This window comes from Lentzea aerocolonigenes (assembly GCF_000974445.1).
Classification (GTDB): domain Bacteria; phylum Actinomycetota; class Actinomycetes; order Mycobacteriales; family Pseudonocardiaceae; genus Lentzea; species Lentzea aerocolonigenes.
The window spans coordinates 107,005-133,746 of record NZ_BBOJ01000028.1; the positions used below are offsets into that span (position 1 = coordinate 107,005).

Here is a 26,742-nt window from a genome sequence, read left to right on the forward strand (position 1 = left end):
TGTGTCTAGGGTCGAACGGGCCTCTTGGCCGGTTCGCAACACAACGGCGCGCACGGCGCACCGTTCACCGTGCACCCGGCCGCCACGAACGACGACAGCTTCCGCGCGGGCGCACCCGCCGTGTGCTCGGCGACCAGCTCGACCACGAGCTCGGCAAAGCGCGGGTCCCCGTTCGGCGTCGCGGCGCGGGCGAACTCCATGCCGAGCTCGGCGGCGCGGTCACGGGCCTCGGTGTCGAGGTCCCACACGACCTCGAGGTGGTCGGACACGAACCCGATCGGGCACACCACGACCCCGGTGACGCCCTTGGCGTGCAGGGCGTCGACGTGGTCGACGATGTCCGGCTCCAGCCACGGGATCTGCGGCGGGCCGGACCGCGACTGCCACACGACGTCGTACTCGGTGATGCCGAGCTCGGCGGCGACCAGGCGGGACGCCTCGACGACCTGGCGCGAGTAGCGGTAGCCGCCCTCGGCCGGCGGGCCGGCGGCCTTGTCGGCCGACACCGGCACCGAGTGCGCGGTGAAGACGAGCCGGTAGGAACCGGACAACGACGCTGCCGCGGCACGAACGCCGTCCGCGAAGGCGGAGATGAACAGCGGGTGGTCGAAGAACTGGCGCAGCTTCACCAGTTCCGGGCCGTCCGGCACGGCCTGCAACGCCCGCACGATGTCCTCGTCGTACTGGCGGCACGCGGAATAGCCGCCGTACGCGCTCGTCGGGAAGACCAACGCCCTGCGGACGCCGTCGGCCTTCATCTGCGCGACGGTGTCCTCGACCATCGGGTGCCAGTTGCGGTTGCCGAAGTAGATCGGCAGCTCGAAGCCCGTGGCGCGGACGGCCTCGATCGCTTCGAGGTTCAGGCGGTTGATCGGCGAGACACCGCCGAAGTGCTGGTAATGGGCCTCGACCTCGTCCAGCCGCTCCGGCGGCACGCCACGTCCGCGGACCACGTTCTCCAGGAAGGGGCGGACGTCCTCAGGACCCTCTGGGCCGCCGAACGACAACCAGAGCAGCGCATCGAAACTCACCGCTCCATCCAATCAGACGCCGAATCGCCTCACACGACGAGCCGATGTGACGTCAGAGACCGCCCACGAAGTGCACGCGGGGAGCTTTCGTTCACTCAGTGCGAACGAAAGGGCCCCGCGTGCAGTCGAGAGCAGCGGTCAGAGACCGAGGAAGTGGACGCCGCCGTCGACGAACACCATCGAGCCCGTGGTGGCCGGGAACCAGTCGGACAGCAGGCCGCACACCGACTTCGCGACCGGCGTCGGGTCGTCGACGTCCCACGACAGCGGAGCCTTCTCGCCCCACATCTTCTCCAGCTCGGAGAAGCCGGGGATCGACTTCGCGGCCATGGTGCGCACCGGGCCCGCCGAGATGAGGTTCACGCGGATGCCGTCCGGGCCGAGGTCGCGCGCCATGTAGCGGTTGATCGACTCGAACGCCGCCTTCGCCGCGCCCATCCAGTTGTAGGCGGGCCACGCCTGACGGGCGTCGAAGTCGAGACCGACGACCGACGAGCCGTGCGACAGCAACGGACGGACGGCCTGCACCAGCGCCTTGTACGAGTACGCCGAGACGTGCATCGCGACGGAGACGTCCTCCCACGGCGCGTCCATGAACGGCGCGCCGAGGCAGCTCTGCGGGGCGAAGCCGATGGCGTGCACGACACCGTCGAGGCCGTCGACGTGCTCACGGACGCGGTCGGCGAGCGTGTCGAGGTGCTCCTGGTTCTGCACGTCGAGCTCGACCACGGGCGCGGGCTTGGGCAGGCGCTGGGCGATGCGCTGCACGAGGCTCATCCGGCCGAACCCGGTCAGCACGACCTCGGCGCCCTGCTCCTGGGCGACGCGTGCGACGTGGAAGGCGATCGACGCGTCGGTGATCACACCCGTGATCAGCAGTCGCTTGCCTTCGAGCAGTCCGGTCACTTGATCCAACCCTTTCCCAGAAAGAACAGAAACTTCAGTGGCCCATGCCGAGGCCGCCGTCGACCGGCAGCACGGCACCGTTGATGTAGCCCGCCTCGTTCGCCGCGAGGAACGTGACGGCGCGCGCGATCTCGTCGGCCGCGCCGTAGCGACCGGCCGGGATCTGCTTCAGCGCGGCCTCGCGGACGGCCTCGGGCAGCTCGTTGGTCATGTCGGTCGTGATGAAGCCGGGCGAGACGACGTTCGCGGTGATGTTGCGCGAACCCAGCTCCAGGGCGATCGAGCGCGCCATGCCGACCATGCCGGCCTTGGACGCGGCGTAGTTGACCTGGCCCGGGCCGCCGCTCAGGCCCACGACCGAGGAGATGAAGATGATGCGGCCGAACTTCTTGCGCAGCATGCCGCGGGAGGCGCGCTGGGCGAACCGGAACGCACCGGTGAGGTTCGCGTCGATGACCTTGGTGAACTGCTCCTCGCTCATGCGCAGCAGCAGGGTGTCCTCGGTGATGCCCGCGTTGGCGACGAGCACCTCGACCGGGCCGTGTGCGGCCTCGACCTCGGTGAACGCGGCGTCGATCTCCTCGGAGTTCGTCACGTCGCACTTCACGCCGAGCAGGCCTTCGGGAGCGCCGGATCCGCGGTGCGTCACCGCGACCTTGTCGCCCTGCGCCGCGAACGCCTGCGCGATGGCGAGGCCGATGCCGCGGTTGCCTCCGGTGACCAGAACGGACCGACTCACTAGCTCTCCCTGCGATCGCTGCTGGTTGACCGGGTGAGGCTATCGGCTACCGGCAGGTAGACCGGCATCGGCGGGGACATGTCACACCAGTCGGGGCATGATCGGGTGATGCGGGCCTTTCTCGATCAACTCCGCCGCCAGGTGGACGGCGACGTCCTCGACGATCCCGCGAGCCGGGCGCTGTACTCGGCGGACGCGTCGAACTACCGGCACGTGCCACGGGTGATCATCCGCCCGCGCACCCCCGAAGCGGTAGGGGCCGCTGTGGCGCTGGCCGCTGAGCACCGCGTGCCGATCACCAGCCGCGGCGCGGGGACGTCCGTCGCGGGCAACGCGTGCGGCACCGGTCTGGTGATCGACTTCAGCCGGTACCTGACCGCGTTCGAGATCAGCGGCGACCGGGCGTTCGCGCAGCCGGGCGCGGTGCTCGACAAGATCAACGCGAGCGCCGGCGACTACCTCTTCGGACCGGACCCGTCCACGCACTCGCGCTGCACGATCGGCGGGATGATCGGCAACAACGCGTGCGGCGCGCACTCGGTGAAGTGGGGCAAGACCAGCGAGAACGTCGTGAATCTGAACGTGCTGACGGTCGACGGCCGCACGTTCGACACGACCGCTCCCCCGCCGCTGGCCCTGCCGGACCACGACCCGGCGTGGTTCCCGCAGCTGGGCCGCCGGGTCAGCGGGTACGCGCTCGACGCCCCGACGCTCACCCAGCAGCTCGTCGGCACCGAGGGCACCTGCGTGGTGGTGCTCGGCGCGGAGCTGAAGCTCGTGCGCAGGCCCGAACGGCGCGTTCTCGTCGTGCTCGGCTTCGCGGACACCTACGAGGCCGCCGACCAGGTCACCCAGATCGAGGACGCGCTGGCGATCGAGGGTCTGAACTCCTCCCTGGTGGACAGCGTGCGGACCCGCCCCGACCTGCCGGAAGGCCGCAGCTGGCTGTTCGTCGAGGTGGAGGACCACCCGGAACGCGTCGCGGCGATCACCAGGAACTCGATGATCATCCACGACCCGGCGCACCAGCGGGCGCTGTGGCGGATCCGCGAGGACGGCGCCGGGCTCGCCACCCGCATGGCCGACGGCAGCGAGGCGTGGTCGGGCTGGGAGGACGCGGCCGTCCCGCCGGAACGCCTCGGCGCCTACCTGCGCGAGTTCGACCAGCTGCTGACCGGGCACGGTCGGCGCGGCGTCACCTACGGCCACTACGGCGAGGGCTGCCTGCACGTCCGCATCGACTTCGACCTCGCGCACGGCTACCGCGAGTTCCTCCAGGACGCCGCCGACCTGGTCGTGAGCCACGGCGGCAGCCTTTCGGGCGAGCACGGCGACGGCCAGGCGCGGTCCGAGCTGCTCAGCCGCATGTACCCGCCGGCGGCGATCAGGGCGTTCGAGGAGTTCAAGCACGCGTTCGACCCCGCGAACCTGCTCAACCCCGGCCGGATCGTGGCCCCGGCGAAGCTCGACGACGACCTGCGGATCCTCGTCGCACCGCCGAAAATCCCGACGCGGGCGGAGTTCGCGAGCGACACCCGCCGGTGCGTCGGCGTGGGCAAGTGCCTGAACACCAAGGGCGGCGTGATGTGCCCGAGCTACCGCGTCACCCGCGAGGAGAAGCACTCGACGCGCGGGCGCGCGCACCTGCTGTTCGAGATGCTCGCCGGTGACGTGATCAAGGACGGCTGGCGGTCCGCCGAGGTCGCCGAGGCGCTGGACCTCTGCCTGGGGTGCAAGGGCTGCAAGCGCGACTGCCCGGTCGACGTGGACATGGCGAGCTACAAGGCGGAGTTCCTGCACGAGCACTACAAGGGACGGCCGCGGCCGCGTGCGCACTACGCGATGGGCTGGCTGCCGACGTGGCTGAAGTACGGGCTGGTGAACAGGTTCACCGCGAGGTTCGCCCGGTTCGCCGGGATCACCCCGGAGCGCTCGCTGCCCACACCCACCACTGCTCTGGTCCGGCAGCTGCACCCGTTCGGCAGCGGTGACCCGGTGCTGCTGTTCCCCGACACGTTCACGAACTTCTTCGAGCCGGGCATCGGCCTCGACGCCGCGAACGTCCTGGTGCACCTGGGAAACCGCGTCGAGCTGCCGTCGGCGAACGTCTGCTGTGGACTGACGTGGCACTCGACGGGTCAGCTCGCCAAGGCCCGCCGGGTGGTCGAACGGACCGCGCGGGTGCTGCTGCCGTGGACGAGCCGGGGCGTCCCGGTGATCGGCCTGGAGCCGAGCTGCACGGCGTTCCTGCGCGAGAAAGCCCCGAAGCTGTCAAGCGAACCGGCCGTGCACGCGCTCGCGGCGGCGACCCGCACGTTCGCCGAGCACGTCGCACCGGAGCTGCCGTCGCTGGAAGGCGAACGCGAAGCCGTCGTGCAGACCCACTGCCACCAGTACGCGGAACTGGGTTTCGACGCGGACCGCGACGCGCTGGCCAAGGCCGGGGTGAAGCCGGAGATCGTCGAGGGCTGCTGCGGCCTGGCCGGCAACTTCGGGTTCGAAAAGGGCCACTACGAGGTGTCGATCGCGTGCGCGGAGCAGGACCTGTTGCCCGCCATCAGGGACAACGCCGGCGCGCTGGTCATCGCCGACGGCTTCAGCTGCCGCACGCAGATCCGCCACACCACCGACCGCGAACCCGTCCACCTGGCCACCGTGCTCGCGACCCGGCTCGGTGTGACTCAGCACTGAGCCCGGTCGACGTCGTGAGGAGGCGGAGGGCGGTCGCCGCAAGACCGCCCTCCGCATGGCCTTTCAGTCGCGGTCGAGCACCGAGTCCTTCGAGGTCTCCCGCATGAACCCGTAGACCAGCAACGAGATCAGCACGCACCCGGCGACGTAGTAGAAGAACACCGACTCGTGGCCGGCCTGCTTGAACCACAGCGCCACGTACTCGGCCGTGCCGCCGAAGATCGCCACCGTCAACGCGTACGGCAGGCCGACGCCCAGCGCGCGGATGTTCGTCGGGAACAGTTCGGCCTTCACGATCGCGTTGATCGACGTGTACCCGGTGACGATCACCAGACCGCCCAGCATGAGCAGGAACGCCGGAAACGCCTCGGACGTCTTCGCGAGCGTCGACAGCAGCGGCACGGTCGCGAGCGTCCCGAGCACGCCGAACCCGAGCAGCAGCGGACGCCGGCCGATCCGGTCGGACAACGCTCCGGCGATCGGCTGGAGCACCACGAACACCAGCAGCGCGCCGAAGTTGATCCAGCTGACCGTCGCGGCGTCGATCTTGCTGGTGTTCACCATGAACTTCTGCAGGTAGGTCGTGTACGTGTAGAACGCGACCGTGCCGCCCAGCGTCAGACCCACGACGAGCAGACATTCCTTGGGGTGCCGCAGCAACGCCTTGAACGTGCCCTTCTGCGGGTTGTCCTTCTGCTTCTCGAAGTTCTCCGACTCGTCCATGCCGCGGCGCAGCCACATGACGATGATCGCCCCGGTCGCGCCGATGACGAACGCGATCCGCCAGCCCCACGACGTCATCTCCGCCTTGGACAGGAACTGCTGCAACACGATCTGCACGCCCAGCGCCACGAGCTGCCCGGCCGTCAGCGTCACGTACTGGAAGCTGGAGTAGAACCCGCGGCGTGCGGGAGAGGCCACTTCGGACAGATAGGTCGCCGAGGTCGCGTACTCGCCACCGACCGACAGCCCCTGCAACAACCGCGCGAGCACCAGCAGAACCGGTGCCACCACACCGATCGACGCGTACGACGGCGTCAGCGCGATGATCAGCGAACCCAGCGCCATCAACGTGACCGACAGGGTGAGTGCGGCGCGACGCCCGTGGCGGTCGGCGTAGCGGCCGAGCAACCAGCCGCCCAGCGGCCGCATGAGGAAACCGACCGCGAACACGGCGGCGGTGTTGAGCAGCTGCGCGGTCTGGTCGCCCTTGGGGAAGAACGCCGCGGCGAAGTAGATGCTGAACGCGGTGTACGCATACCAGTCATACCACTCAATGAGATTTCCCACTGATCCGCGCAGCACGTTCGCGACCACTCGGCGCTCGGTGCTCTTCTCCTGAACGACTGTCATGCCGGACACCATCTCGGCGCCGCCAGAGGAGTCACAACCTGGGCGGACGCTTCTTTACAGTCACTTAGGCGCGTCGCCACGCGCAGGAAACACCCGTCATGGCCGATACTGCTCGCATGCGGGTGCTGTTGGTCGAAGACGACGACGGTGTCGCGGACGCCCTGGTGGAGGCACTGCGGGCGAACGGGCACCGGCCTTCCCGCGTGAGCAGGGGCGCCGACGCGTTGATCGCCCACCGCGACGCCGACGTCGTGCTGCTCGACCTCGGTCTGCCCGACCAGGACGGTCTGGAGGTGCTGCGCAAGCTCCGCAAGATCGACCCGGTGCCCGTGCTGGTGCTGACCGCCCGCGGCGACGAGCGGACCGTGGTGCGCGGGCTGCGGCTGGGCGCGGACGACTACCTGGTCAAGCCCGTGCGGCTGGCCGAGTTGCTGGCCCGCATCGACGCCGTGGCGCGGCGCAGTGCGGCGCGGTCGCAGGAACCCGGTGACATCGTGCGGGTGTCCGATGTGGAGATCGATCTGCAGAGCCGTCAGGTCGTGGTGGGCGGGCGCGAGATCTCGTTGACCACCAAGGAGTTCGACGTCCTCGCTGTGCTCGCGCGACGACCGGGCACGGCGGTGAGTCGTCAGCAGTTGATGGACGAGGTGTGGGGCAACGCGTTCGTGGCGGTGTCGCGCACTCTCGACGTGCACCTCACGCAGCTGCGCGCCAAGCTCGACCGGCCGGGCCTGCTGCACACGATCCGCGGTTTCGGTTACCGGCTCGGTGAGTGATGCGGCAACGGCTTCTGTTGGTGCTGCTGCTCTTCTCGCTCTCGGCGGTCACCGCGTTCGCCTTCCCGCTGCTGATGAGCACGGCGTCGGAACGCACCCAGCAGTTCGTGATCAGCCGCACCGCCGACCTCGACCGCTTCGCCACGCTGCCCGTCGACGTCGTCGTGTCCGAGGCGCAGCGCTACGCCGAGGTCTACGGCGAGGAGGTCGTGGTCGTCGACGCGTCCGGCACTCCCGTCGTCGAGTCGGGCATGACGGTCGCCGACGTGTCCGCGCAGATCGACGCGGCGCTGCGCAACCAGCCCGCCGCCCCCGTGCCGACCGTGATGCCGTGGAGCGGTGGCGACGTCCTGTTCGCACGTCCCGTCGGCACCGGCACGAAAGTCGCGGGGGCCGTGGTGCTGCGCGCGTCGACCGAGGTGGCCGCTCTCGACGTCGCACGGCGGTGGGCGATCGTGCTGGCAGGGGCGTTGCTCGCGGCCTGCGCGTGCGTGCTGCTGGCGTTGGTCGTCGCCCGCTGGCTGCTCCGGCCGCTCAAGGAGCTGGACCGGGGCGTGCGGGCGGTCGCGGAGGGGCAGCGCCGCACCCACGTGGCCGACACCGCGGGTCCTGCCGAGCTGCGGGCGTTGTCCGAGTCGTTCAACCGCATGTCCGACGCCGTCGCCGAAGCCGCCGACCAGCAGCGACGCCTGATCGCCGACGCCTCGCACCAGCTGCGCAACCCGATGGCGGCGCTGCGGCTGCGCGTCGACATGCTGCCGTCCAACGGCTCGTTGCTGACCGAGGTCGAACGCCTGGAGTCGTTGCTGGACGGCCTGCTCGCCCTGGCCTCGGCCGAGAGCACCGCCACCGAACGCGCGGCGGGCGGCGTGGAACCCGAGCTCGCCGATCTGCAGGTCGTCGCGCACGACCGGGTGGACGCGTGGCGTGCGGCCGCCCATTCGGCAGGCGCCACGATCACGGTCGAGGACCGCGCGCCCGGACTGGTGCGGTGCGCGGTGTCGGACCTCGCGCAGGTGCTGGACGTGTTGCTGGACAACGCCATCAAGTACGGCGGCCGACAGATCACGGTCGGGTGCGACCGGGCGACGCTGACCGTGCGGGACAACGGCCGCGGTCTGTCCAAAAAGGACATCAAGCACGCCACCGAACGGTTCTGGCGCGGCGACGACTCCCAGCGCGGCACGGGCCTGGGCCTCGCCATCGCGGAACGGATCGTCACCGCACACGACGGGAAGCTCAAGCTGCACACCGACAACGGCCTGGTCGTGACGGTGGAACTGCCGAAGGAGCCGCTGCTGTGAGGCGCAGAACGTTCCTGCTCGGCGCGCTGGCCCTGACCGCGTGCGGCACCAGCGAACCGTCCGGCACGATCCGGATCGCGGGCGGTGAACCCGGCGGCTTCTACAACGACTTCGCCGCGCTCATCTCCCGCCTCGCCCCCAGCCCGCTCACCATCACCCCGATCGAGACCGGCGGCAGCGCCGACAACCTCAGGCACCTGCGCGAGCACACCGCCGACCTGGCGCTGACCTTGAGCGACAGCGCCCACATGGAACCCGGCCTGGTCGCACTGGGCCGCGTCTACGAGAACTACCTGCAGCTGGTGGTCCTCGACTCCTCGCCCTACCGCACCGCCGCCGACCTGATCGGCAAACCGGTGTCGCTCGGCGCGGCCGGCTCCGGCGCCGCGCTGCAGGGCTCCCGGCTCGCGCTGGGCGTGCGGGAGGAGCACTACCCGTTGCGCAACGCCGTGGACGCCCTGAAGGCGGGTGAGATCGCGGCGCTGCTGTGGTCCGGCGGCGTCCCGACCCCGGAGCTCGACAAGGCCAGCGGCATCAGGCTACTGCCGCTGGACGGCTTCCTGCCGCGCCTGCGCCAGGACTACGGCAAGGTCTACGAACGCGTGGACATCCGCACGGGCGTGTACGGCGCGGCGTTCGACGTCCCGACGATCGGCACGCCGAACCTGCTGGTGTGCCGGCCGGACCTGAGCGCGGACTACGCGGGCGCGGTCGTCCGGCTGCTCGTGGGCAAGGCGGCGCAGCTGGTGCCTGACCAGGCGCTCGGGACCCAGTACCTGGACGTGCGCAGCCTCATCGACACGGGCAAAGTACCTCTGCATCCAGGGGCGGCAGCGGAGTACCGGAGGTTGCACGGATGATCATCACGATGGCGTCGGTCTCGCTGGACGGGTTCTTCGAGGGACCCGGCCACGACATCAGCTGGCACCACATGAGCGAGGACATGCACGACTACATCAACGCCGACCTCGCGGCGATGACCCAGCTCCTCGACGGCCGCCGCACGCACGAGCTGATGCTGGAAGCGTGGCCGCACGCCGAGGACAACCCCGACTTCACGCAGAAGATGCGGGAGTTCGCCCCGATCTGGCGGGACGTGCGCAAGATCATCTACAGCCGCACGCGCACGTTCACCGAGTACAACAGCGAGACCCGCACCGAGGTCGATCCCGACGAGGTCAGGAACCTGCCGGGCGACAGCATGGTCGGCGGCCCGAACCTGCTGGAGACGTTCTTCGCGCACGACCTGGTCGACGAGATCCGCCTCTACGTCAACCCGGTCGCGATCGGCGGCGGCACGCCGTTCTTCAAGAAGCCGAACGCCCTGGCGCTCAAGGGCACCAGGGCGTTCGACAGCGGAGTCGTGCTGCTGACCTACGGCAGGCTCTAGGGAAGTCTCTGCCCCAGGAGCAACGCCGCGGCCGCCGCGAACATCGCCGTCATCGTGCCGAGCAACAGCCACGGCTTCGACGCGTCCGCCTGCTTCTTCTCGTAGCCGATCTGCTCGCCGAGCGTGTCGTAGACCCGGCGCAGCTCCTCGGCGGAGGCGGCCTTGAAGAACTCGCCGCCGGAGATCTTCGCGATCTCCTTCATCGAGTCGTCGTCGACCGGCACGGACTGCTGCCGTCCCTCGATGTCGACCACGCCGTCCTCGGTGCCGAACGAGATCGTGGAGATCGGGATCCCGGCCTTCTTGGCGTCCTCGGCCGCGTCGAACGCCTTGCGCGTACCGACCGTCTCCTTGCCGTCCGTCATCAGCACGATGCGGGCGGGCGGCGGACCCTCGGCGCCACCGACGACCTTGCCGAACGAGTCGATCGACGCCATGGCGGCCACCAGCGCGTCACCGGTCGCGGTCGACTGGGCGAGCTTGAGCCCGTCGATCGACTGCGTGACGGCCGCGCGGTCCGTCGTCGGCGCGACCAGCACGGTGGCCGAGCCGGCGAACGAGATCAGGCCGAGGTTGATGCCCGGCGTCAGGCCCTCGGCGAACGACTTGGCGGCCACCTGCGCGGCCTCCAGGCGGGACGGCTTCACGTCCGTCGCCTTCATCGACAGCGACACGTCGACCACGAGCATCACGGTCGCCCGGTTGCGCGGCACCCGCTGCTCGGACGTCGGCCCGGCCAGTGCGACCGTCAGCAACGCCAGCGCGGCCAGCAGGAACGCCGCCGGGACGTGACGCGACCAGCGCTCCCGCTTGGGCGCGACCTTCTCCAGCAGCTCCAGGTTCGTGAACCGCAGCACCCGCTTGCGCCGCATCCGTTGTGCGACAACGTATCCGGCGCCGAGCAGGGCGACCGCGACCAGCAGCAGGAACCACCACGGGGCGACGAAGTTCGAGAAGCTCACGCGACACCCCCAGACCAGCGGCGCTTGCGCGCCACCACGAAACGAACCGTGTCCGCGATCCAGTCCGAGTCGGTCCGCAGCACCAGGTGCCCGGCGCCCGCGCGCCGCAGCCCCGCCGCCACCTCGGCCCGGTGTTCCGCGGCCGCCGCGTTGAACTCCTTGCGCAGCAACGCGGACGCGGTCACCTCGCGCTGCCGGCCGGTCTCCGGGTCGGACAGCACGACGGTGCCGACCTCGGGCAGGTCGACGTCACGCGGGTCGACGACCTCGATGGCGACGATGTCGTGCCGCGCGGACAACGCGCGCAGCGGCCGTTGCCACTCCATGCCGCCCAGGAAGTCCGAGATCACCACGATCAGGCCGCGCCGGCGTGGCGGACGGCGCAGCTGTTCGAGCAACGCCGCCAGGTCGCCGCGCGTGCCCTCGTCCGCGCGCGGCATCTCGGCGATCTTGCGGATCATGCCCCGCGCGTGGGCGAGGCCGCCGCGCGCCGGGATCCGGAGGTTCTCCGCGCCGGTCGAGACGGCGGCGCCGATGCGGTTGCCGCCACCGCGGGTCAGGTGCGCGACCGCGGCCGTCGCGGCGATGGCCAGGTCGCGCTTCTCGCAGACCGCCGTGCCGAAGTCGAGCGACGGTGACAGGTCGATCGCCACCCACGTCTCCAGCTCGCGGTCCGCGACCGTCTCACGGATGTGCGGCACCGTCGTGCGCGCCGTGACCGCCCAGTCCATCCGGCGCACGTCGTCGCCGGGCTGGTAGGTCCTGGCCTCGCCCGGTTCGGTGCCCGGTCCCGGCACGAGGCCGAGGTGGTTGCCCTGGAGCAGTCCGTCCAGGCGCCGCCGGACGTCGAGCTCCAGCATGCGCAACGCGGCTTCCATGCGGACGCCACGCAGGACGGGTGGCGCCCACGAAGGGCGCTCGGCGGCGGTCTTGTCGCGGCTCACTGCCTACCAGCCGGAACCGGCTGCTGCGGACGGGCCGACACCTGCGGCAACGGCACGATCTGCAGCACGCGCGTGATGATGTGGTCGATCGGCACGCCGTCGGCCAGCGCGTCGTACGAGAGCACCAGCCGGTGGCGCAGCACGTCCGGAACGACGTCCACGACGTCCTGCGGCAGCACGTAGTCGCGGCCGCGGACCAGTGCGAGGCCGCGCGCGGCGGCGATGATGCCGAGCGACGCGCGCGGCGAGGCACCGTACGCGACCCAGCCGGCGACGTCGGTGAGGCCGTGCTCGCCGGGCGCGCGGGTCGCGATCACCAGGCGCACCACGTAGTCGACGAGCGCGTGGTGCACGAAGACGCGCGACGCCACGCCCTGCAGGCGCACGAGCTCCTCCGGCGAGAGGACCTGGTTCGGCGTGGGCGCCTCGACGCCCATGCGGTAGACGATCTCGCGCTCTTCCTCGGCCGTCGGGTACTCGACCTGGATCTTGAACAGGAACCGGTCGCGCTGCGCCTCCGGCAGCGGGTAGACACCCTCGTTCTCGATCGGGTTCTGCGTCGCCAGCACGAGGAACGGGTTCGGCATCGGGAACGTCCGGCCGCCGATCGACACGTGCCGCTCGGCCATCACCTCGAGCATCGCCGACTGCACCTTGGCGGGCGCGCGGTTGATCTCGTCGGCGAGCACGAAGTTCGCGACGACGGGGCCGAGCTCGACGTCGAACGCCTCGCTGGACTGGCGGTAGATGCGGGTGCCGAGGATGTCGGCGGGCACCAGGTCGGGCGTGAACTGCACGCGGGAGAACGAACCGCCGACCACGCGGGCGAACGTCTCGACGGCGAGCGTCTTCGCGACGCCCGGCACACCTTCGAGCAGCAGGTGGCCCTTGGCCAGCAGACCCACGAGCATCCGCTCGACGAGCCGGTCCTGGCCGACGATCACCCGCTTCACCTCGAACACGGTGCGTTCGAGCAGCTGGGCGTCACGAGCCGGGGTGACGGGCGCCGATGCGTTCGGCGTTGCCTCGGCGGCGGGCTCGGTCACGTGCGGGCCTCCATGGAGAACAGGGTTTACCGATCGTGGGACAGTCTTGCTCTTCGCCTGTTCAACCGCTGTGAAGGGTGTCCAGGTCGGCGGGCGTGTCGACGTCCTGCGCCTCACCGGGCAAAGCGGACACCTCCACCGGGTCGAGTCGCTGAAGAGTCTTGCGCAGCGGCATGTCGCGCGGATCTTCAGGGAGGGCTTCGCGCAGTGCGGCCGTGTTCCAGACGCCGATCAGCCACTGCGTGCGATCGTCGGTGAGCACAGCGTTGCGTCCAGCGGCGCGCAGTCTCGCGATGGTGTCCTTCGTGAGGCCGGGCTGGTCGACCGCGAGCACCGCGACCCACTCCGCCCGTACGTGCCCGAGCCCCGCGGCGAGCCCGGCCAGCGGACCTCCGCCGGGTGGGTCCTCGCGCGCCCAGATGACGCCGGGAACGTCTTTCTCCGGCCCCACCACGACGATCTCACCCGCATCGTCCACAACGGACAGAACGTGGTCCAGCAGGGTCGCGTCCCGGTAGGACAGTGCCGCCTTGTCGACGCCGCCGAGCCGTTCACCCCTGCCCCCGGTGAGGATGATCGCCGCGTACGTCATGAGCGTCCCTTGATGTGTGCCGCAACGCCTTCCAGGAACAGGTGCAGGCCGAAGTCGAAGTCGGCCCCGAGGTCCTCGGCGCGGACCACGTCGTCGAGGTCGAAGACGCCGGCCTCGATGATCTCGGCGAGCGCGGGCATCGCACCGGGGTCGACGATCTCGCGCAACCGCTGCCCGTACTGGTGGTTGAACCGGCCGGGGTCGGCCTCGAAGCCCTGGGCCAGCGTGCCGATCAGCCGTGCCTCGCCCTGCACGAACGTCGACAGGCCCATCACGACGCCGATCTTCTCCCCCGGCTCCAGCGGAACGTCTTCGAGGGCGGTGAGCGCGCTGTCGAGCCAGGCGAGGTTCTTCGGGCCGGACGGCGGGCCGCTGATCGGGATCTGCAGGAACCACGGCCGCCTGCGGATGGCCGCGAGCACGGCTTTCGCCCAGAACCCGAGCTTGTCGCGCCAGTCGCCGTCCGGCAGCGGAGGCGGCTCCTCCATCGCCGAGTCCCACATCAGCGCGAGGAGCTCGTCTTTGCTCTTCACGTGCCGATAGAGCGCCATCGTCGCGTTGCCCATCTCCTGCGCGACGCGTGCCATCGACACGGCAGCGAGCCCTTCGGCGTCCGCGACCGCGATGGCGGCCCGCGTGATGTCGGCGGCGTCGATGGTCGGCTTGCGCCCCCTCTTCATGCACCCCTGCTTTGCATGTGACTAGTCAAACAGATGCGTATCCCATACGCTAATTCCGATTTAGCGTATGGGATACGCATAAAAGGGGGTGGCAAGTGATCGTCGAGACGACCGGGCTGACGAAGAGCTACGGGACCAACACCGTGCTCACCGGCCTGGACCTGGAGGTCGCGGAGGGGTCGGTGCTCGCGCTGCTCGGGCCGAACGGCGCGGGCAAGACGACCACGATCCGGATCCTGAGCACGCTGACCAGGCCGGACGGCGGGACGGCGCGCATCGCGGGGTTCGACGTGGTGCGGGAGGCGGCGAAGGTGCGCGAGGTGATCAGCCTGACCGGCCAGTACGCGGCCGTGGACGAGGAGCAGACCGGCCGGGAGAACCTGGTGATGATCGCGCGGCTGCGTCGTTTCTCCCGCTCGGCGGCTCGATCGCGGTCGGCGGACCTGCTGGAGCGGTTCGACCTGGTGGACGCGGCCGACCGCAGGGTCCGCACGTACTCCGGTGGCATGCGACGGCGGCTGGACCTCGCGATGAGCCTGGTCGCACGGCCGCGGCTGCTGTTCCTGGACGAGCCGACGACCGGCCTCGACCCGGTGAGCCGCACGACGATGTGGGACGCGATCGGCGAGCTGGTGCGCGAGGGCGTGACGATCTTCCTCACGACCCAGTACCTGGAGGAGGCCGACCGGCTCGCGGACCGGATCGTGGTGCTGCACCGCGGTGGCGTGGTCGCGGACGGCACCGCCGACGCGCTCAAGAACCAGGTCGGCGGGACCCGCCTCGACCTCGACTTCGGCACCGCCCTCGACGCCGGGCGCGCGGAGGTCCTGGTCGGCGGCGTGCGGACCGGGTCGCGACTGAGCACGCCGTCCGACGGCAGCGCGGCCCACCTGCACCGCGTGCTGGACGACCTGCGGGTCGCCGGTGTGCACCCGGAACGCGTGTCCACCCACCGCCCGACGCTCGACGACGTGTTCGTGGCGGTGGCGGCATGACCGGAACGCTCACGATGGTCGGCCGCAGCGTGCGGTTGAGCCGGCGCAACGTCGACACGCTGCTGATGTCGATCCTTCTGCCGGTGATGATGATGGCGTTGTTCGTCTACGTGTTCGGTGGCGCGATCGCCACGGGAACGTCCTATGTGAACTACGTGGTGCCCGGAATCATCGTGCTGTGCACCGGTTACGGCGCCACGTCCACCGCGATGTCGGTGGCCGACGACATGAAGAAGGGCACGATCGACCGGTTCCGCTCGATGCCGGTCAGCAGCTTCGCCGTGCTGACCGGTCACGTCACCGCGTCCGTCGCCCGCAACGCCCTCGCCACGGCGATCGTCGTGCTGGCCGCCGTCGGGATGGGGTTCCGCCCGTCGGCGACCCTGCTCGGCTGGGTGCTCGCGCTGGGCTTGCTGCTGCTCTACGTGCTGGCGTTGTCGTGGCTCGCGGCGGCCGTGGGCGTCGTCGCGCGGTCGGTGGAGTCGGCGAGCGTGTTCAGCTTCTTCATGCTGTTCCTGCCGTACCTGAGCAGCGCGTTCGTGCCGACCGCGACGATGCCCGCGGTGCTGCGGGTGATCAGCGAGCACCAGCCGATCACGCCGATCATCGAAACGGTGCGGGCGTTGCTGACCTCGGCGCCGGCCACGTCCGGCTGGCTCGCGCTGACGTGGGCCGGCGGACTGCTGGTGGCCGCTTTCTCGTTGGCCACGTGGCTCTTCCGGCGCGTCAGTTCCCGTTGAGGTGCAGCGCGTCGAGGCGGGTGAGCTCCTCCGGCGTGAGGACGAGCTGGCCCGCCTCCACGTTCTGCCGCAGGTGGGCCGGATCCCCGGTGCCGGGGATGACCAGCACGTGCGGTCCCCGTGCGAGCGTCCACGCCAGCCTGACCTGGGCGGGCGTGGCGTCGTGCGCGGCGGCGATCGCGGTGACCTCGTCGTCCTCGGCCGAGGTGCCGGCTTCCTTGTTCGCGCCGGCGAGCGCGAAGAACGGCACGAACGCGACGCCGCGTTCGCCGCAGACGCCGAGGAAGTCGTCCTGGTCGGGGTGGTGGCCGAGCCCGTAGGAGTTCTGCACGCACACCACGGGCGCGATCCGCTGCGCCTGGTCGAGGTGGTGCGGCCGGACGTTCGACAGCCCGAGGTGCCTGACGAGCCCTTCCTGCCGGAGTCCCGCGAGCTGCTCGAAGTGGGCGCTGACGTCGTCCAGGCCGCTGACCCGCAGGTTCACCACGTCGAGGTGGTCGCGACCGAGCTGGCGCAGGTTCTCCTCGACCTGGCCGCGGAGCTGTTCCGGCGTGGCGAGCGGCAGCCACTCCCCCTGCGGCGTGCGGCTCGGGCCGACCTTGGTGGTGATCACCAGGTCGGCCGGGTACGGCGAGAGCGCGCTGTTGATCAGCTCGTTCGCCGATCTGGTGGCGGAGAAGTAGAACGCGGCCGTGTCGACGTGGTTGACGCCCAGCTCGACGGCCGTGCGCAGGACCTCGATCGCCTGCGCGCGGTCACGTGGTCGCGCGTGCGGGTCGAACGCCGTGCCCTGCTGCGGCAGGCGCATCGCTCCGAAGCCGATCCGGTTCACGGTGAGGTCACCCAGTCGCCACGTCACCGGGTCCACTGTGCCAGCCTTGGTGTCGTGGGACTGTTCACCCTCTCCGAAGCCCAGGCCGAGCTCGCCCGGTTGTTGCCGGTGCTGGACGAGATCGTGCGCCTGCGCGCCGACGCGGCCGAGCTGGCCGTCGGCTCGTCCTCGCTGGGCGGCTTACCGGAGTTCAAGGCCGCGCAGGCCCGGCTGGACGAGCTGATGGAGGCCGTCCAGCAGACCGGTGCCGAGCTGAAGGGGTTCGCGCCGCTGCTCGTCGACTTCCCGTCCGAGATGGACGGTGTGCCGGTGCTGCTGTGCTGGCTCGAGGGCGACCGGACGCTGTCCTGGTACCACCGGGCGGATCTGGGCTTCGCGGGGCGCAGGCCGCTCCCAGCGGAATGATCTTCAGACCGGCTTGCGCCACACGGAGATGTGCTTCGTCGAGTCCTGGGTGAACGGAGCCCCGTCCCAGTCCGCGACGCGACGTTCCAGCTCGAGCCCGGCGATCCTGGCCATCAGGTCGAGCTCCGCCGGCCAGGCGTACCGGTGCCGGGAGTTGTTGCGGCGGTAGCGACCGTCGTCGCCGTCGCGGGTGAAGTGGTGCGACACGAGAATCTGCTCGACCAGGTCGAAGGTGTCGAAGCCGAGATGGTGCTCGGAGACGTCGAACGGCACCGCGACCTGGCCGGGCGTCAGGGACCGCAGCGGCGGCACACCCAGCTCGATGACGAACCGGCCGCCGGGCGCCAGGTGCCGCGCGGCGTTGCGGAAGCACTCGACCTGCTCGTCCTGGGTGAGCAGGTTCGTGATGGTGTTGTAGACGAGGTAGACCAGGCTGAACTCACCGGGAACGACGGTGGTGGCCATGTCCCCGATGACCACCGGGAGCGCGTCCTCGTCGATCTTGCGCCGCAGCGCCGCCGCCATGTGCTCGGACAGTTCGATGCCCACCACCGGCACGCCGCGTTCCCGCAGCGGGACGCCCACTCGTCCGGTTCCGATCGCGAACTCCAGCGCCCGGCCGTCTCCGGCGAGCTCGGCGAGGAAGGCGAGAGTCGGTCCGAGAACCGCATCCGAGAACAGTTCGGTCTGCTCGGCGTCGTAGCGGTCGGCGGTCGCACGGGTCCACAGTTCACTGCTCGTCACGGGCAACCACCTTGCCGAGCGCCGAGGGTGCTGTCGACGCATTTACGCCGCGGACGGAGTTCTAGGGCGCGAGGAAGCCCGCGATCAGCAGGACACCGATCAGGCCCGCGATCAGGCCGAGCGCGGCGAGGTACTGCTTCGCGGTGGTGCGGCCGGGAATGCGGTGCAGGATGATGCCCGCGGCCACGGTGAGCGCGCCGGCGATCGGCACCAGCGCGCGCCACGCCTTGTCCCACGTGAACGGCAGGTAGTCGTCCGCGCCGTACAGCGACAGGATCAGCGCGGGCAGGCCGAGTCCGGCGGCGGCCGCGGCGGCGAGCGTGTTGAACCGTTGCTGCGCCTCGCCTTCCTGCGCCACGGCGAACGTCGACACGCTGCTGAGCAACGACTGCAGCCGGGTGACCTCGTCGCCGAGCTCGGCGTCGATGGCCTCGCAGTGGCGCATGGTGACGGTGTTGAAGCGTCCCTCGCGGATGGCCTCACGCGCGTGGTCACGGGCACGGCTGAACGCCAGGGACAGCTCCACCAGCTGCGCCATGACCATGCGCAGGGCGGTGTTCTTGCGTTGTGCCAACAGGTCCGCGACCTGACGTTCCATCTCGTACCGCAGGCCGCGCAGGTCCGCGACGGTGTTGCGGGACCCCTCCGCGAGCGCCTTGGCGATCGTCAGCGCCCGCTCACGCCCGTCGACGGGGTGGGCGGGTTCGTCCAGCGATCCGGCGAGGTCGTCCGCGGAGAAGCTGCTCTGGCGCCAGCCCTGTTCGTCGCTCCACGCCGCGCGGACGACGATCTCGACGCTGGTGCCGTCCGTGCGCGCCTCGCCGACGAGGATCTTGCGGTGTTCACGGCCGGTGATCCGCACGAACGGCACCGCCGGTCCGTCGAGCCGCCCCTCGGTGAGGGTGATCTCCGCGCCTAACGCCGGGTCTGCGGGATCGCCCGCCAGGATGCGCATGCCGATGATCTTCGCACGGTGACCGGATCCGTCCGTTTCTCGGCCGGGTCGTGCCTGTCCGCGCGAGGTCGTCCCGGCGAGGCTTGATGACATGAAGCGAGCATTGATCGTCATCGACGTGCAGGAGTCGTTCCGGCAACGCGCCAACTGGGCCGAGACGTCCAACCCCGACGTCGTGGGCAAGGTGAACCAGCTGGTCGACATGTCGCGCGACGCCGGTGACCTGGTGGTGTGGGTGCTGCACTCCGAACCGGGCAGCGGTGACGTGTTCGACCCGGCGCTGGGCCACGTGCGGCTGATCGACGGGCTCAAGCCGCTCGACGACGAGCCCGTGCTGACCAAGACGTCGCACAACGCGTTCACCACGACGAACCTCCAGCAGACGCTCACCACGCACGGCGTTCGCGAGCTGCTGATCAGCGGCATCAAGACCGAGCAGTGCTGCGAGACGACCACGCGGGTCGGGTCGGACCTCGGGTTCGACATGACGTTCGTGACGGACGCGACCGCGACCACGCCGCTGCCGCACTGGCGGACGGGGAAGGTGCTCGGGGTCGAGGAGATCATCGAGCGGACCGAGTACGTGCTGGCGGGCCGGTTCGCGCGGATCTCGGATGTCGCTACGCTGACCGGATCGTGACCAGAGTCGTTTTTCTGCTCGTGCCGGGAGTGCACCTGCTCGACCTCGCCGGGCCGGCGCAGGTGTTCTCCAGCGCGGCCGACCTCGTGGGCGGCTACGAGCTGTCGTACGTGGGCGACTCGGACTCCGTGCTCAGCCACCAGGGCGTGCCGCTGGGCACGTCGTCCGAGCTGCCCTCTCTCGACGTGCACGACCTCGTGTTCGTGCCGGGGTGGCGGTCGCCCCGGATCGTTGGTTCGGGACCGTTGAGTGCGCGTGCGTTGGCGTGGTTGCGCACTCACCACGACAACGGTGGCACGGTCGCGAGTGTGTGTGCCGGTGCGGACGCGTTGGGTCGCGCCGGTCTGCTCGACGGTCACCGGTGCACCACACACCACGAACTGCAGGACGAACTCGAACAGCGCTACCCGGCCGCACGGGTCGTGCGCGACGTTCTGTTCGTGGAGGACAACCGAGTCGTGACGTCCGCGGGCATCGCGAGCGGCATCGATCTGGCCCTGCACCTCGTCGCTGTGCGCCACGGCCCCACCGTCGCCGCGGCCATCGCACGCACGATGGTCGTCTACGCGCGCAGGAACGGTGACGACCAGCAAGCCAGCGTGCTGCTGCGCCACCGCTCGCACATCAACGAGACGGTGCACCGCATCCAGGACGTCATCGAGTCACGCCTCACCGATCGTCTTTCCTTGGCGGAGCTGGCCACCCTCGCCGGTTGCAGCGAACGGACCGTGACGCGACTGTTCGGCCGTGCGACCGGAATGACGCCGTTGAAGTACCAGCAAGCCCTGCGCGTCGAACGGGCGGAGCACCTCATCGGCCAAGGCGCCACCGTGGAGTCAGCGGCGCGGAACGTGGGCTTCGAGGACGCCCGGATGCTGCGCCGGCTGCGCTCCCGCTGAAATTGTCAGACCCCCGGCATAGTGTGGCCTGCGTGACGACTCTGGCGAACCGCCCCAACACCGCGTTGCTCGTGATCGACGTGCAGAACGGCGTGGTCAACCACGCCCACAACCGCGACGAAGTCGTCGCGAACGTCGCCACCCTCGTCGACAAGGCCCGCGCGGCCGGCGTCGACGTGGTGTGGGTGCAGCACAGCAACGCCGAACACATGCCGAAGGAGTCCGACGGCTGGCAGTTCGTGTCCGAGCTGAAGGTCGCCGACGGCGAACCGGTGGTGCACAAGACGTACGCCGACTCCTTCGAGGCCACCGACCTGGAAGAAGTGCTGGCGGGCAAGGGCATCGGCAGCCTCGTGGTCTCCGGCGCGCAGACCGACGAGTGCATCCGCTCGACCCTGCACGGCGCCCTCGTGCGCGGCTACGACGCCTTGCTGGTCAGCGACGCACACACGACCGAGGACCTCTCGGAGTACGGCGCGCCGACCCCGGACAAGGTCATCGCGCACACGAACCTGTACTGGGAGAACCACACCGCACCCGGCCGCACGGCGGGCGTGGTGAAGACGGAGGACGCGTTCAAGCCAGCGTGAGCAGGTGGCCGTGCGGGAGCGGCGGCGAGCTCCCCGGCGCCGGTGTCAGCCCGCCAGCCGGTTGATCTCGTCGCTGCGCAGCACCCGTTCCGCCTGAGCACCCTTGGCCAGCGCCACCACGGCGCGGCCGAGGTGCTCGGTCGTGGTCACGTACTTCGGCGCGAGCCGCCGCAACACGGGCAGCAGCCACCACGTCCACGTGTAGAGGTACCGGTAGATCCGGGTCCGCGACGTGATCCCGTGCCGCGGCTGGATGAACCCCGGCCGCACGACGAACACCCGCCGTTGCAGCGCCAGCAGCTCGTTCTCCGTGCGCCCCTTCACCCGAGCCCACATCGCGCGACCGTCAGCGTTCGCACCCTCACCCGACACGTACACATACGTGCCACCGACAACACGCGCCGCCTCAAGCGCGTAGTCGTGCGTCACAGGCGTGTACTCGGCCTCGGTCAGACCCGCCGACGTCAGCCCCATGCAGTAGAAGCACGCATCGGCATCGGCCAGTTCCTCCGCAATCGGGGACAGGTCACCGAAGTCGGCGTGCACGACGTGCCGCAGCTTCGGATCGTTCACCGCCAGCGGAGAACGCCCCACCGTCACCACGGAGTCGACCGCGGGGTCGAGCAGACACTCGCGCAGCGCGCCTTGACCCACCATGCCGGAGGCGCCGAACACCACGATCTTCACGCCACAAAACTAGTGGACGCACAGCCAAAAAGTCGGCTTCACCCCAGTGCCGCACCGACCCGCTCACCGTCGCCGGTCGCGAGCAGGTCGAGCAACGCACCCCGCAGCAGCGCGAGTTCTCGTGTGCGCATGGCCAGCCCATCAGCCGTATCGCGCACATCCGCAGGTTGTGCAGCGCGCAGCACCTCCAACCAGTCCTCCACGGTCGCGCGCGCAAACCCCGCCCACGGCCCGTCAGGCTCCACGAGAGAGCGGGCGTAAGCCTCCAGCCACAACGTCAGCAACGGCCGATGCGCCGGCGCCGACAGCCACTCCCACAACCTCGCCACGACGCCGGGCCCGGTGCCGATGTCGGCGAGCAGCGCCAGCTCGTCCTCACGCGCCCGCGCCAACAGGGCCTTGACCAGCCCGTCCTTGCTGCCGAACAGGTAGAGCAACACCCGCGTGCTCGACCCGATCGCCGCCGCCAGCGGCCGCAGCGACACGTCGGCCAGCCCGTGGCTGAGCGCATAGCGGTAGGCGGCCTCAAGCAGTTCGGTCTCCCGTGCGGACGGCATGGCCCATCTTGGCATCACTGAAACAGTCGTGTCAGTATGGCCGCACTGAAACACTCGTGTCAGTTGGAGGAGCCGTGCTGATCCGTCCTCTCGACCAACCCGGCGACCTCGGCTGGGTCGTCCAGGCGCACGGCGAGCTCTACGCCGCCGAGTTCGGCTGGGACACCTCCTTCGAGGCACTGGTCGCCAAGATCGTCGGCGACTACGCGACCGGCCACGACGCCACCAGGGAGGCCGCCTGGATCGCCGAGCTCGACGGCGAACGCGTCGGATGCGTGTTGTGCGTCAAGGAAAACGACACGACCGCAAAGCTGCGCGTGCTGCTCGTGCACCCCAACGCCCGTGGCCACGGCGCGGGCAGCAAGCTCGTCGACACCTGCGTCGAGTTCGCCAAAACCGTTGGCTACCAACGCATGGTGCTGTGGACGGTCGACGGTCTCACGTCAGCACGCAAGATCTACGAGGCACACGGGTTCGAGCTGATCGAGGAGACGCCGCAGCACAGCTTCGGCCACGACGTGATCGGTCAGCTCTGGGCCCGGAACCTCTAGGCGTGGTGTCATGCTTGGCCCATGCCGGAAGATCGAACGCGCAACACAGTGCCGGGAACCGTGCACGGTTCGGTGTCGCAGGTGGGAACGGTGCACGGCGACCTGCACGTCCACCCGGCATCAGGACCGGCCAGGCCGCCGGCCGACCTGCCCGTGCGGATCGCGAACTCGATCACCGATCCCCAGCAGCGCTCGGACACGCTGGTCGAGATCGCGGAAGCTCACTTCGAGACCGACGCCGAACACGCTGAACAGGTTCTCGCCCACGTGCCGGACCGCGCCAAGCACGCGCACGCCTTGGTGAACCTGGCCTTCGCCGTCGCCCCGCGGGACCCGGAACGCGCGTGCCGCCTGGTCGAGCCGTTCCTGGACGACCACCCCGACAGCGATCTCGGGCTGGCCGCTGTGACGACCTTCGTGCTGACCCGCACCGATCCCGAACGCGCCACCCACCTCGTGCGCAGGGCCGAGAAGCGGCCGGACTGCTCCCCTGCCCACCTGGCGTGGCTCGCAGCCGTCCGCCACGCAGACGATCCGCAGGACTTCACCCGGCTGGTGAACCTCGCCGAGCACGCCGCACTGAGCGCCGACACGTGGAACCGGCATCGACTGCTGCGCCAGGTCGCGGACGAGGTGGCCGCCGTCGACGTGGACCGGGCCGTCGAGATTCTCGAGAAGTCCGATCGCGGTATGGGAATAGCAGGCAGCATTTGGAGCGGCGAGCTCAAGCACGCCGCGACCGCGCACCGCGACTACGCGCTCGCGCTGTTCGACCGCGAGTTCCGAGTCGCGCGCCGGCGCAACGCCGACCTGGACCACTTTCGCAAGAACCTGGCCATCGCCGCCGCCGGGGTGGACATCTACCGGGCGGACGCCGTCGCGACCAGGATCAGCTCGGCCGAACACCGGGTCTCAGCTCTCATCGGCATGGCTCGCGAGATCGCAATGACGGACCGCGACCAGGCGCGGGACTGGCTGGCGACGGCCAAGGACGTCGCGGCCGCTCACCGCGCTGGTGTGAAGGACGCGCCCGGTTCGACGGACCTGCTCGGTGAGGTCGCGGCCGCCGCCCTGGACCTGGATCTCGCGCTGAGCCAGGAGGTCGTGCGCCTCATCTCCGACGAGATCTCCGCCAGCGACTCCGTGCCCGAGCTGGTGGCGTACGCGCACAGCCTGGCCGGTGCCGATCCGGTCCGGGCGGAACAGCTCGTCGAGCGGGTGCTCGCGGTGGATCCCCACTCCGAGGCCGCCCGAACCGTGCTCCTGCGCATCGCCGGGTCGTACGCAGAGGCCGACCCCGCGAGGGCGCTCGCGGTGCTCGATCGAGTCGAGATCCACAACTCCTCGGAGGTCGCCGAGGTCCTCGTCAAGGCCGCCGCCGGCCTGGCGGTCTGGGATTCAGGCGAGGCGAAGGCCGTCCTCAACCGAGCACAACGCGAATTGCGCGCCGTCCACTCGGTCTCCTATCCCGTCCGCAGGACGTGGGAAAGCCTTGCCACGACGTTGGCCCAGCTCGACCCCGGTGTCGTGGAACGCCTGGCCGCGCAGATGTCCGGACGGGACGCCGTACTGGCGGCGATGGCGATCGGCGTGCTCAGAGCATGCGGGTCACGTACGGCATGATGCCGCCGTACCGCACGGGCGAGATCCGCACCACCGCACCGGAATGCGGCGCCTCCACCATCATTCCGCCGCCCAGGTACAACGCCACGTGCGTGCCGCCGCCGGGACCCCAGAAGATCATGTCGCCCGGCGCCATCTGCGAGAGCGGCACCTTGCGGCCCGAGTTGTACTGGTAGCCGCTGTAGTGCGGCAGGTACACGCCGACGCCCGCGAAGGCGTACATCATCAGGCCGGAGCAGTCGAAGCCGATCTTGCGGTAGTCGCCGAACGAGTCGGCCACGCCACCGTCGCGCACGCCGTACGTCGGGCCGTTGTAGTTGCCGCCACCCCACGCGTAGATGACGCCGCGTTGCGCCAGCGCCCGGTTGATCACAGTCTGCACGCGGTTGCCCGACGGTGCCGCCGCGACGGGACGCTGGGGCGCCGGCGCCTGGGCCGCTGCCTGAGCCTCCGCGGCACGACGGGCGTTCTCCTCGTCCTCGCGCTTCTTCGCCTCGACCCAGGAGTCGTACTGACGGCGTTGCGCTTCCAGGCCGCTGACCTCACCGCGCGCCGAGGCGAGCTCGCGTTCGACGGCGTCCTTGTTCGACTGCAGCTCCGCGGTCGCCGCCTCCTGCGCCGAGTGCGCCTCCACGGCCACCTGCTGCGCGTGGTCCGCGACCTTCTTCGCCTCGTCGGCGGCGGCCTGCTTCGACTCGGCCTTCTGCAGCGCCGCACGGGCCGCGGCGTCGAGGTTCGCGGCGGTGCCCTGGTCGCGGGTCACCTGGTCGAGGCGGTTCAGGCTGGCCGCCGACACCGCCTCCAGCATCTGGGCGCGGGCGAGCAGGTCCTCCGGCGACTTTGCGCCGATGTACGCGGAGAAGGAACCGACGGTGCTGCCCTGCGCGTAGGAGGCAGCCGCGAACTCGTCCAGCTCACGACGACTCTGCTCGACGGCCTTCGACGCCGCGTCGGCCTGCACACGGGCGGAAGTGGCCTCACGGCGCGCGGCCTCGGCCTCGGAGATCGCGGTCTCCAGGTCCACCCGCGCCTTGTTGGCGAGCTCGCGCTTGTACGAGACGTCGTCGAGCAGCTCCTGCAGGCGGGACTCGGCCTGCGTGAGCCGCCCGGTCAGCTCGCCCACGCGGGCCGCCTTCGCGTCTGCCTCAGCCCGCGACGCCGAGATCTCCGCGTCACTCGGGTTCGGCGGAGGCGGCGGCACGGCGGCGGCCGTCCCCGTTAGGACGGCCGTCATCAGGACCACCACGGCGGAGAGTCGTGTCAGCACCGGACATCACCTCCGACCGCATTAGACCAATCAGACGCATTCGGCGCATCCGGAACCGATGCACCGTCAGCCACACGTGTCACAGTGGAACACGCCATGCGGTCCAATTGGGACGATCGGAGGTCCGGCGTGTCGCCGGTACGGCCTAGTAGTGCTTTGTTAGGTTAGTCGGTAGTTGTTGTGGCGTAGCGGTTTCACGGTTTGGTGGCAGGTCAGGCAGACGCCGGTCCAGGTCGCGAGGAGTAGTTGCAGTTCGCGGACGACCTTGTAGAGGGTCAGGCCGGCGCAGCCGCTTTTGGGTCTGCTCGCAGCAAGGTGAGGAACAGGTGCGCCGCCGTGACCAGGGTGACGTGGCGGTGCCAGCCCTGCCAGGAGCGGCCCTCGAAGTGGTCCAGGCCCAGGCCGGTCTTGAGTTCGCGGTAGTCGTGTTCGATCCGCCAGCGGATCTTGGCGTAGCGGATGAGGTCGGTGTGGCTGGTGTCGGCTGGGAGGCTGGAGAGCCAGTAGGTGACTGGTTCGGGTTCGTCGTCGGGCCATTGGGCGATCAGCCACCGCTCGGGCAGGATGCCGTCGTCGAGGTCGCGGGGGACGCGATGCCCGGCGGGCCGGACTCGCAGGAACACGAACTGTGAGGACAGTGCGCCTTTGCTGCCTTCGCGCCAGGTGACGGTGAGTGCGGCTTCGCGGCCAGCGGCGGCCACGTGCCGGGCCAGGCTGACCGGCTCGTCCGGGTAGACGGGCGTGTCAGCGGGCCGGCGGCCGCACCGGCCCGTCCCGGACCATTCCCGCACGGCGGGAACCGCCTCGCTGGTGTGCGCCAGGGCCTCGCCTTTGAGCTGCACG

Annotated in this window: 29 protein-coding genes; 13 read left to right on the forward strand and 16 right to left on the reverse strand. The window is 70.0% G+C overall.

What is annotated here, in order from left to right; genetic code table 11:
- Positions 1-5: 5 nt before the first annotated feature.
- The 3 genes from AOM45_RS41865 to fabG all read right to left on the reverse strand — a co-directional run bounded on the left by AOM45_RS41865 (position 6) and on the right by fabG (position 2,676).
- Positions 6-1,031: a ferrochelatase gene (locus AOM45_RS41865; RefSeq protein ID WP_030471461.1), complete on the reverse strand. Its 1,026-nt coding sequence runs from the start codon at positions 1,029-1,031 to the stop codon at positions 6-8.
- 138 nt (positions 1,032-1,169) lie between these two features.
- Positions 1,170-1,937: an enoyl-ACP reductase FabI gene (gene fabI / locus AOM45_RS41870; protein WP_030471460.1), complete on the reverse strand. Its 768-nt coding sequence runs from the start codon at positions 1,935-1,937 to the stop codon at positions 1,170-1,172.
- 34 nt (positions 1,938-1,971) lie between these two features.
- Positions 1,972-2,676, reverse strand: a complete 705-nt coding sequence (gene fabG, locus AOM45_RS41875) for a beta-ketoacyl-ACP reductase (protein WP_030471459.1) — start codon at positions 2,674-2,676, stop codon at positions 1,972-1,974.
- 108 nt (positions 2,677-2,784) lie between these two features.
- On the opposite strand from fabG, the gene AOM45_RS41880 reads away from it, so the two are divergent.
- Entirely contained in the window at positions 2,785-5,367 is a 2,583-nt protein-coding gene (locus AOM45_RS41880; protein ID WP_030471458.1) for an FAD-binding and (Fe-S)-binding domain-containing protein, read from the forward strand.
- 63 nt (positions 5,368-5,430) lie between these two features.
- On the opposite strand, the gene AOM45_RS41885 is transcribed toward AOM45_RS41880, so the two are convergent.
- Positions 5,431-6,720: an MFS transporter gene (locus tag AOM45_RS41885; protein ID WP_030471457.1), complete on the reverse strand. Its 1,290-nt coding sequence runs from the start codon at positions 6,718-6,720 to the stop codon at positions 5,431-5,433.
- A gap of 116 nt (positions 6,721-6,836) precedes the next feature.
- Between AOM45_RS41885 and AOM45_RS41890 the strand changes: the two genes are divergently transcribed.
- Genes AOM45_RS41890 through AOM45_RS41905 form a run of 4 tightly spaced genes read left to right on the forward strand, consistent with a single transcriptional unit; the run spans position 6,837 to position 10,190 of the window.
- Positions 6,837-7,496: a response regulator transcription factor gene (locus AOM45_RS41890; protein WP_030471456.1), complete on the forward strand. Its 660-nt coding sequence runs from the start codon at positions 6,837-6,839 to the stop codon at positions 7,494-7,496.
- Positions 7,496-8,800: a sensor histidine kinase gene (locus AOM45_RS41895; protein ID WP_030471455.1), complete on the forward strand. Its 1,305-nt coding sequence runs from the start codon at positions 7,496-7,498 to the stop codon at positions 8,798-8,800. The genes AOM45_RS41890 and AOM45_RS41895 overlap by 1 nt, the downstream gene beginning before the upstream one ends.
- Entirely contained in the window at positions 8,797-9,660 is an 864-nt protein-coding gene (locus AOM45_RS41900; RefSeq protein ID WP_030471454.1) for a TAXI family TRAP transporter solute-binding subunit, read from the forward strand. Before AOM45_RS41895 ends, AOM45_RS41900 begins: the two co-directional genes overlap by 4 nt.
- Positions 9,657-10,190 (forward strand): dihydrofolate reductase family protein, encoded by a 534-nt coding sequence (locus AOM45_RS41905; protein ID WP_030471453.1) that lies wholly within the window; start codon positions 9,657-9,659, stop codon positions 10,188-10,190. Before AOM45_RS41900 ends, AOM45_RS41905 begins: the two co-directional genes overlap by 4 nt.
- Here AOM45_RS41905 and AOM45_RS41910 read toward each other — a convergent pair.
- The 5 genes from AOM45_RS41910 to AOM45_RS41930 all read right to left on the reverse strand — a co-directional run bounded on the left by AOM45_RS41910 (position 10,187) and on the right by AOM45_RS41930 (position 14,414).
- Entirely contained in the window at positions 10,187-11,152 is a 966-nt protein-coding gene (locus AOM45_RS41910; RefSeq protein WP_030471452.1) for a VWA domain-containing protein, read from the reverse strand. The genes AOM45_RS41905 and AOM45_RS41910 overlap by 4 nt on opposite strands.
- Positions 11,149-12,030 (reverse strand): DUF58 domain-containing protein, encoded by an 882-nt coding sequence (locus AOM45_RS41915; protein ID WP_081902549.1) that lies wholly within the window; start codon positions 12,028-12,030, stop codon positions 11,149-11,151. The genes AOM45_RS41910 and AOM45_RS41915 overlap by 4 nt, the downstream gene beginning before the upstream one ends.
- Positions 12,031-12,092: 62 nt before the next feature.
- Entirely contained in the window at positions 12,093-13,142 is a 1,050-nt protein-coding gene (locus tag AOM45_RS41920) for an AAA family ATPase (protein ID WP_030471450.1), read from the reverse strand.
- 61 nt (positions 13,143-13,203) lie between these two features.
- A complete protein-coding gene (mobA, locus tag AOM45_RS41925) occupies positions 13,204-13,734 on the reverse strand; it encodes a molybdenum cofactor guanylyltransferase (protein ID WP_030471449.1) in 531 nt (176 codons plus the stop codon).
- Positions 13,731-14,414 carry a TetR/AcrR family transcriptional regulator gene (locus AOM45_RS41930; protein ID WP_051784349.1) on the reverse strand — a complete coding sequence of 228 codons (684 nt, stop codon included), beginning with the start codon at positions 14,412-14,414 and terminating at the stop codon, positions 13,731-13,733. Before AOM45_RS41930 ends, mobA begins: the two co-directional genes overlap by 4 nt.
- A 95-nt stretch (positions 14,415-14,509) precedes the next feature.
- Here AOM45_RS41930 and AOM45_RS41935 point away from each other — a divergent pair, with 95 nt between their 5' ends.
- Positions 14,510-15,409: a daunorubicin resistance protein DrrA family ABC transporter ATP-binding protein gene (locus AOM45_RS41935; protein WP_030471447.1), complete on the forward strand. Its 900-nt coding sequence runs from the start codon at positions 14,510-14,512 to the stop codon at positions 15,407-15,409.
- Positions 15,406-16,149 carry an ABC transporter permease gene (locus tag AOM45_RS41940; RefSeq protein WP_030471446.1) on the forward strand — a complete coding sequence of 248 codons (744 nt, stop codon included), beginning with the start codon at positions 15,406-15,408 and terminating at the stop codon, positions 16,147-16,149. The genes AOM45_RS41935 and AOM45_RS41940 overlap by 4 nt, the downstream gene beginning before the upstream one ends.
- On the opposite strand, the gene AOM45_RS41945 is transcribed toward AOM45_RS41940, so the two are convergent.
- Positions 16,136-17,017 carry an oxidoreductase gene (locus AOM45_RS41945; RefSeq protein WP_030471445.1) on the reverse strand — a complete coding sequence of 294 codons (882 nt, stop codon included), beginning with the start codon at positions 17,015-17,017 and terminating at the stop codon, positions 16,136-16,138. The genes AOM45_RS41940 and AOM45_RS41945 overlap by 14 nt on opposite strands.
- 18 nt (positions 17,018-17,035) lie before the next feature.
- On the opposite strand from AOM45_RS41945, the gene AOM45_RS41950 reads away from it, so the two are divergent.
- On the forward strand, positions 17,036-17,386 hold the full coding sequence (locus tag AOM45_RS41950) for a DUF2203 domain-containing protein (RefSeq protein ID WP_030471444.1): 351 nt from the start codon (positions 17,036-17,038) through the stop codon (positions 17,384-17,386).
- A 3-nt stretch (positions 17,387-17,389) separates the two neighbouring features.
- On the opposite strand, the gene AOM45_RS41955 is transcribed toward AOM45_RS41950, so the two are convergent.
- A complete protein-coding gene (locus tag AOM45_RS41955) occupies positions 17,390-18,130 on the reverse strand; it encodes a class I SAM-dependent DNA methyltransferase (protein ID WP_030471443.1) in 741 nt (246 codons plus the stop codon).
- Positions 18,131-18,191: 61 nt separating this feature from the next.
- A complete protein-coding gene (locus tag AOM45_RS41960; RefSeq protein WP_051784348.1) occupies positions 18,192-19,085 on the reverse strand; it encodes a hypothetical protein in 894 nt (297 codons plus the stop codon).
- Between the two features lie 91 nt (positions 19,086-19,176).
- Here AOM45_RS41960 and AOM45_RS41965 point away from each other — a divergent pair, with 91 nt between their 5' ends.
- Genes AOM45_RS41965 through AOM45_RS41975 form a run of 3 tightly spaced genes read left to right on the forward strand, consistent with a single transcriptional unit; the run spans position 19,177 to position 21,214 of the window.
- A complete protein-coding gene (locus tag AOM45_RS41965; protein WP_030471441.1) occupies positions 19,177-19,725 on the forward strand; it encodes a cysteine hydrolase family protein in 549 nt (182 codons plus the stop codon).
- Positions 19,722-20,624, forward strand: coding sequence for a GlxA family transcriptional regulator (locus AOM45_RS41970; protein ID WP_030471440.1), 903 nt, complete (start codon positions 19,722-19,724; stop codon positions 20,622-20,624). Before AOM45_RS41965 ends, AOM45_RS41970 begins: the two co-directional genes overlap by 4 nt.
- A 32-nt stretch (positions 20,625-20,656) precedes the next feature.
- Positions 20,657-21,214: an isochorismatase family protein gene (locus tag AOM45_RS41975; RefSeq protein ID WP_030471439.1), complete on the forward strand. Its 558-nt coding sequence runs from the start codon at positions 20,657-20,659 to the stop codon at positions 21,212-21,214.
- A 45-nt stretch (positions 21,215-21,259) separates the two neighbouring features.
- On the opposite strand, the gene AOM45_RS41980 is transcribed toward AOM45_RS41975, so the two are convergent.
- Both AOM45_RS41980 and AOM45_RS41985 read right to left on the reverse strand, forming a co-directional pair.
- A complete protein-coding gene (locus tag AOM45_RS41980) occupies positions 21,260-21,901 on the reverse strand; it encodes a Rossmann-fold NAD(P)-binding domain-containing protein (protein ID WP_030471438.1) in 642 nt (213 codons plus the stop codon).
- A gap of 38 nt (positions 21,902-21,939) precedes the next feature.
- Positions 21,940-22,473, reverse strand: coding sequence for a TetR/AcrR family transcriptional regulator (locus AOM45_RS41985; RefSeq protein WP_030471437.1), 534 nt, complete (start codon positions 22,471-22,473; stop codon positions 21,940-21,942).
- A 59-nt stretch (positions 22,474-22,532) separates the two neighbouring features.
- On the opposite strand from AOM45_RS41985, the gene AOM45_RS41990 reads away from it, so the two are divergent.
- Both AOM45_RS41990 and AOM45_RS41995 read left to right on the forward strand, forming a co-directional pair.
- Positions 22,533-23,009, forward strand: coding sequence for a GNAT family N-acetyltransferase (locus tag AOM45_RS41990; RefSeq protein ID WP_030471436.1), 477 nt, complete (start codon positions 22,533-22,535; stop codon positions 23,007-23,009).
- A gap of 21 nt (positions 23,010-23,030) precedes the next feature.
- Complete coding sequence (locus AOM45_RS41995) at positions 23,031-24,632, forward strand: hypothetical protein (RefSeq protein ID WP_156094212.1); 1,602 nt, start codon at positions 23,031-23,033, stop codon at positions 24,630-24,632.
- Here AOM45_RS41995 and AOM45_RS42000 read toward each other — a convergent pair.
- Together AOM45_RS42000 and AOM45_RS42005 are read right to left on the reverse strand one after the other, a co-directional pair.
- Positions 24,604-25,899 carry an NlpC/P60 family protein gene (locus AOM45_RS42000; protein WP_030471434.1) on the reverse strand — a complete coding sequence of 432 codons (1,296 nt, stop codon included), beginning with the start codon at positions 25,897-25,899 and terminating at the stop codon, positions 24,604-24,606. The genes AOM45_RS41995 and AOM45_RS42000 overlap by 29 nt on opposite strands.
- Positions 25,900-26,174: 275 nt before the next feature.
- Positions 26,175-26,742: transposase (locus AOM45_RS42005; RefSeq protein WP_156249767.1), on the reverse strand; the 568-nt coding region annotated here is incomplete at its 5' end.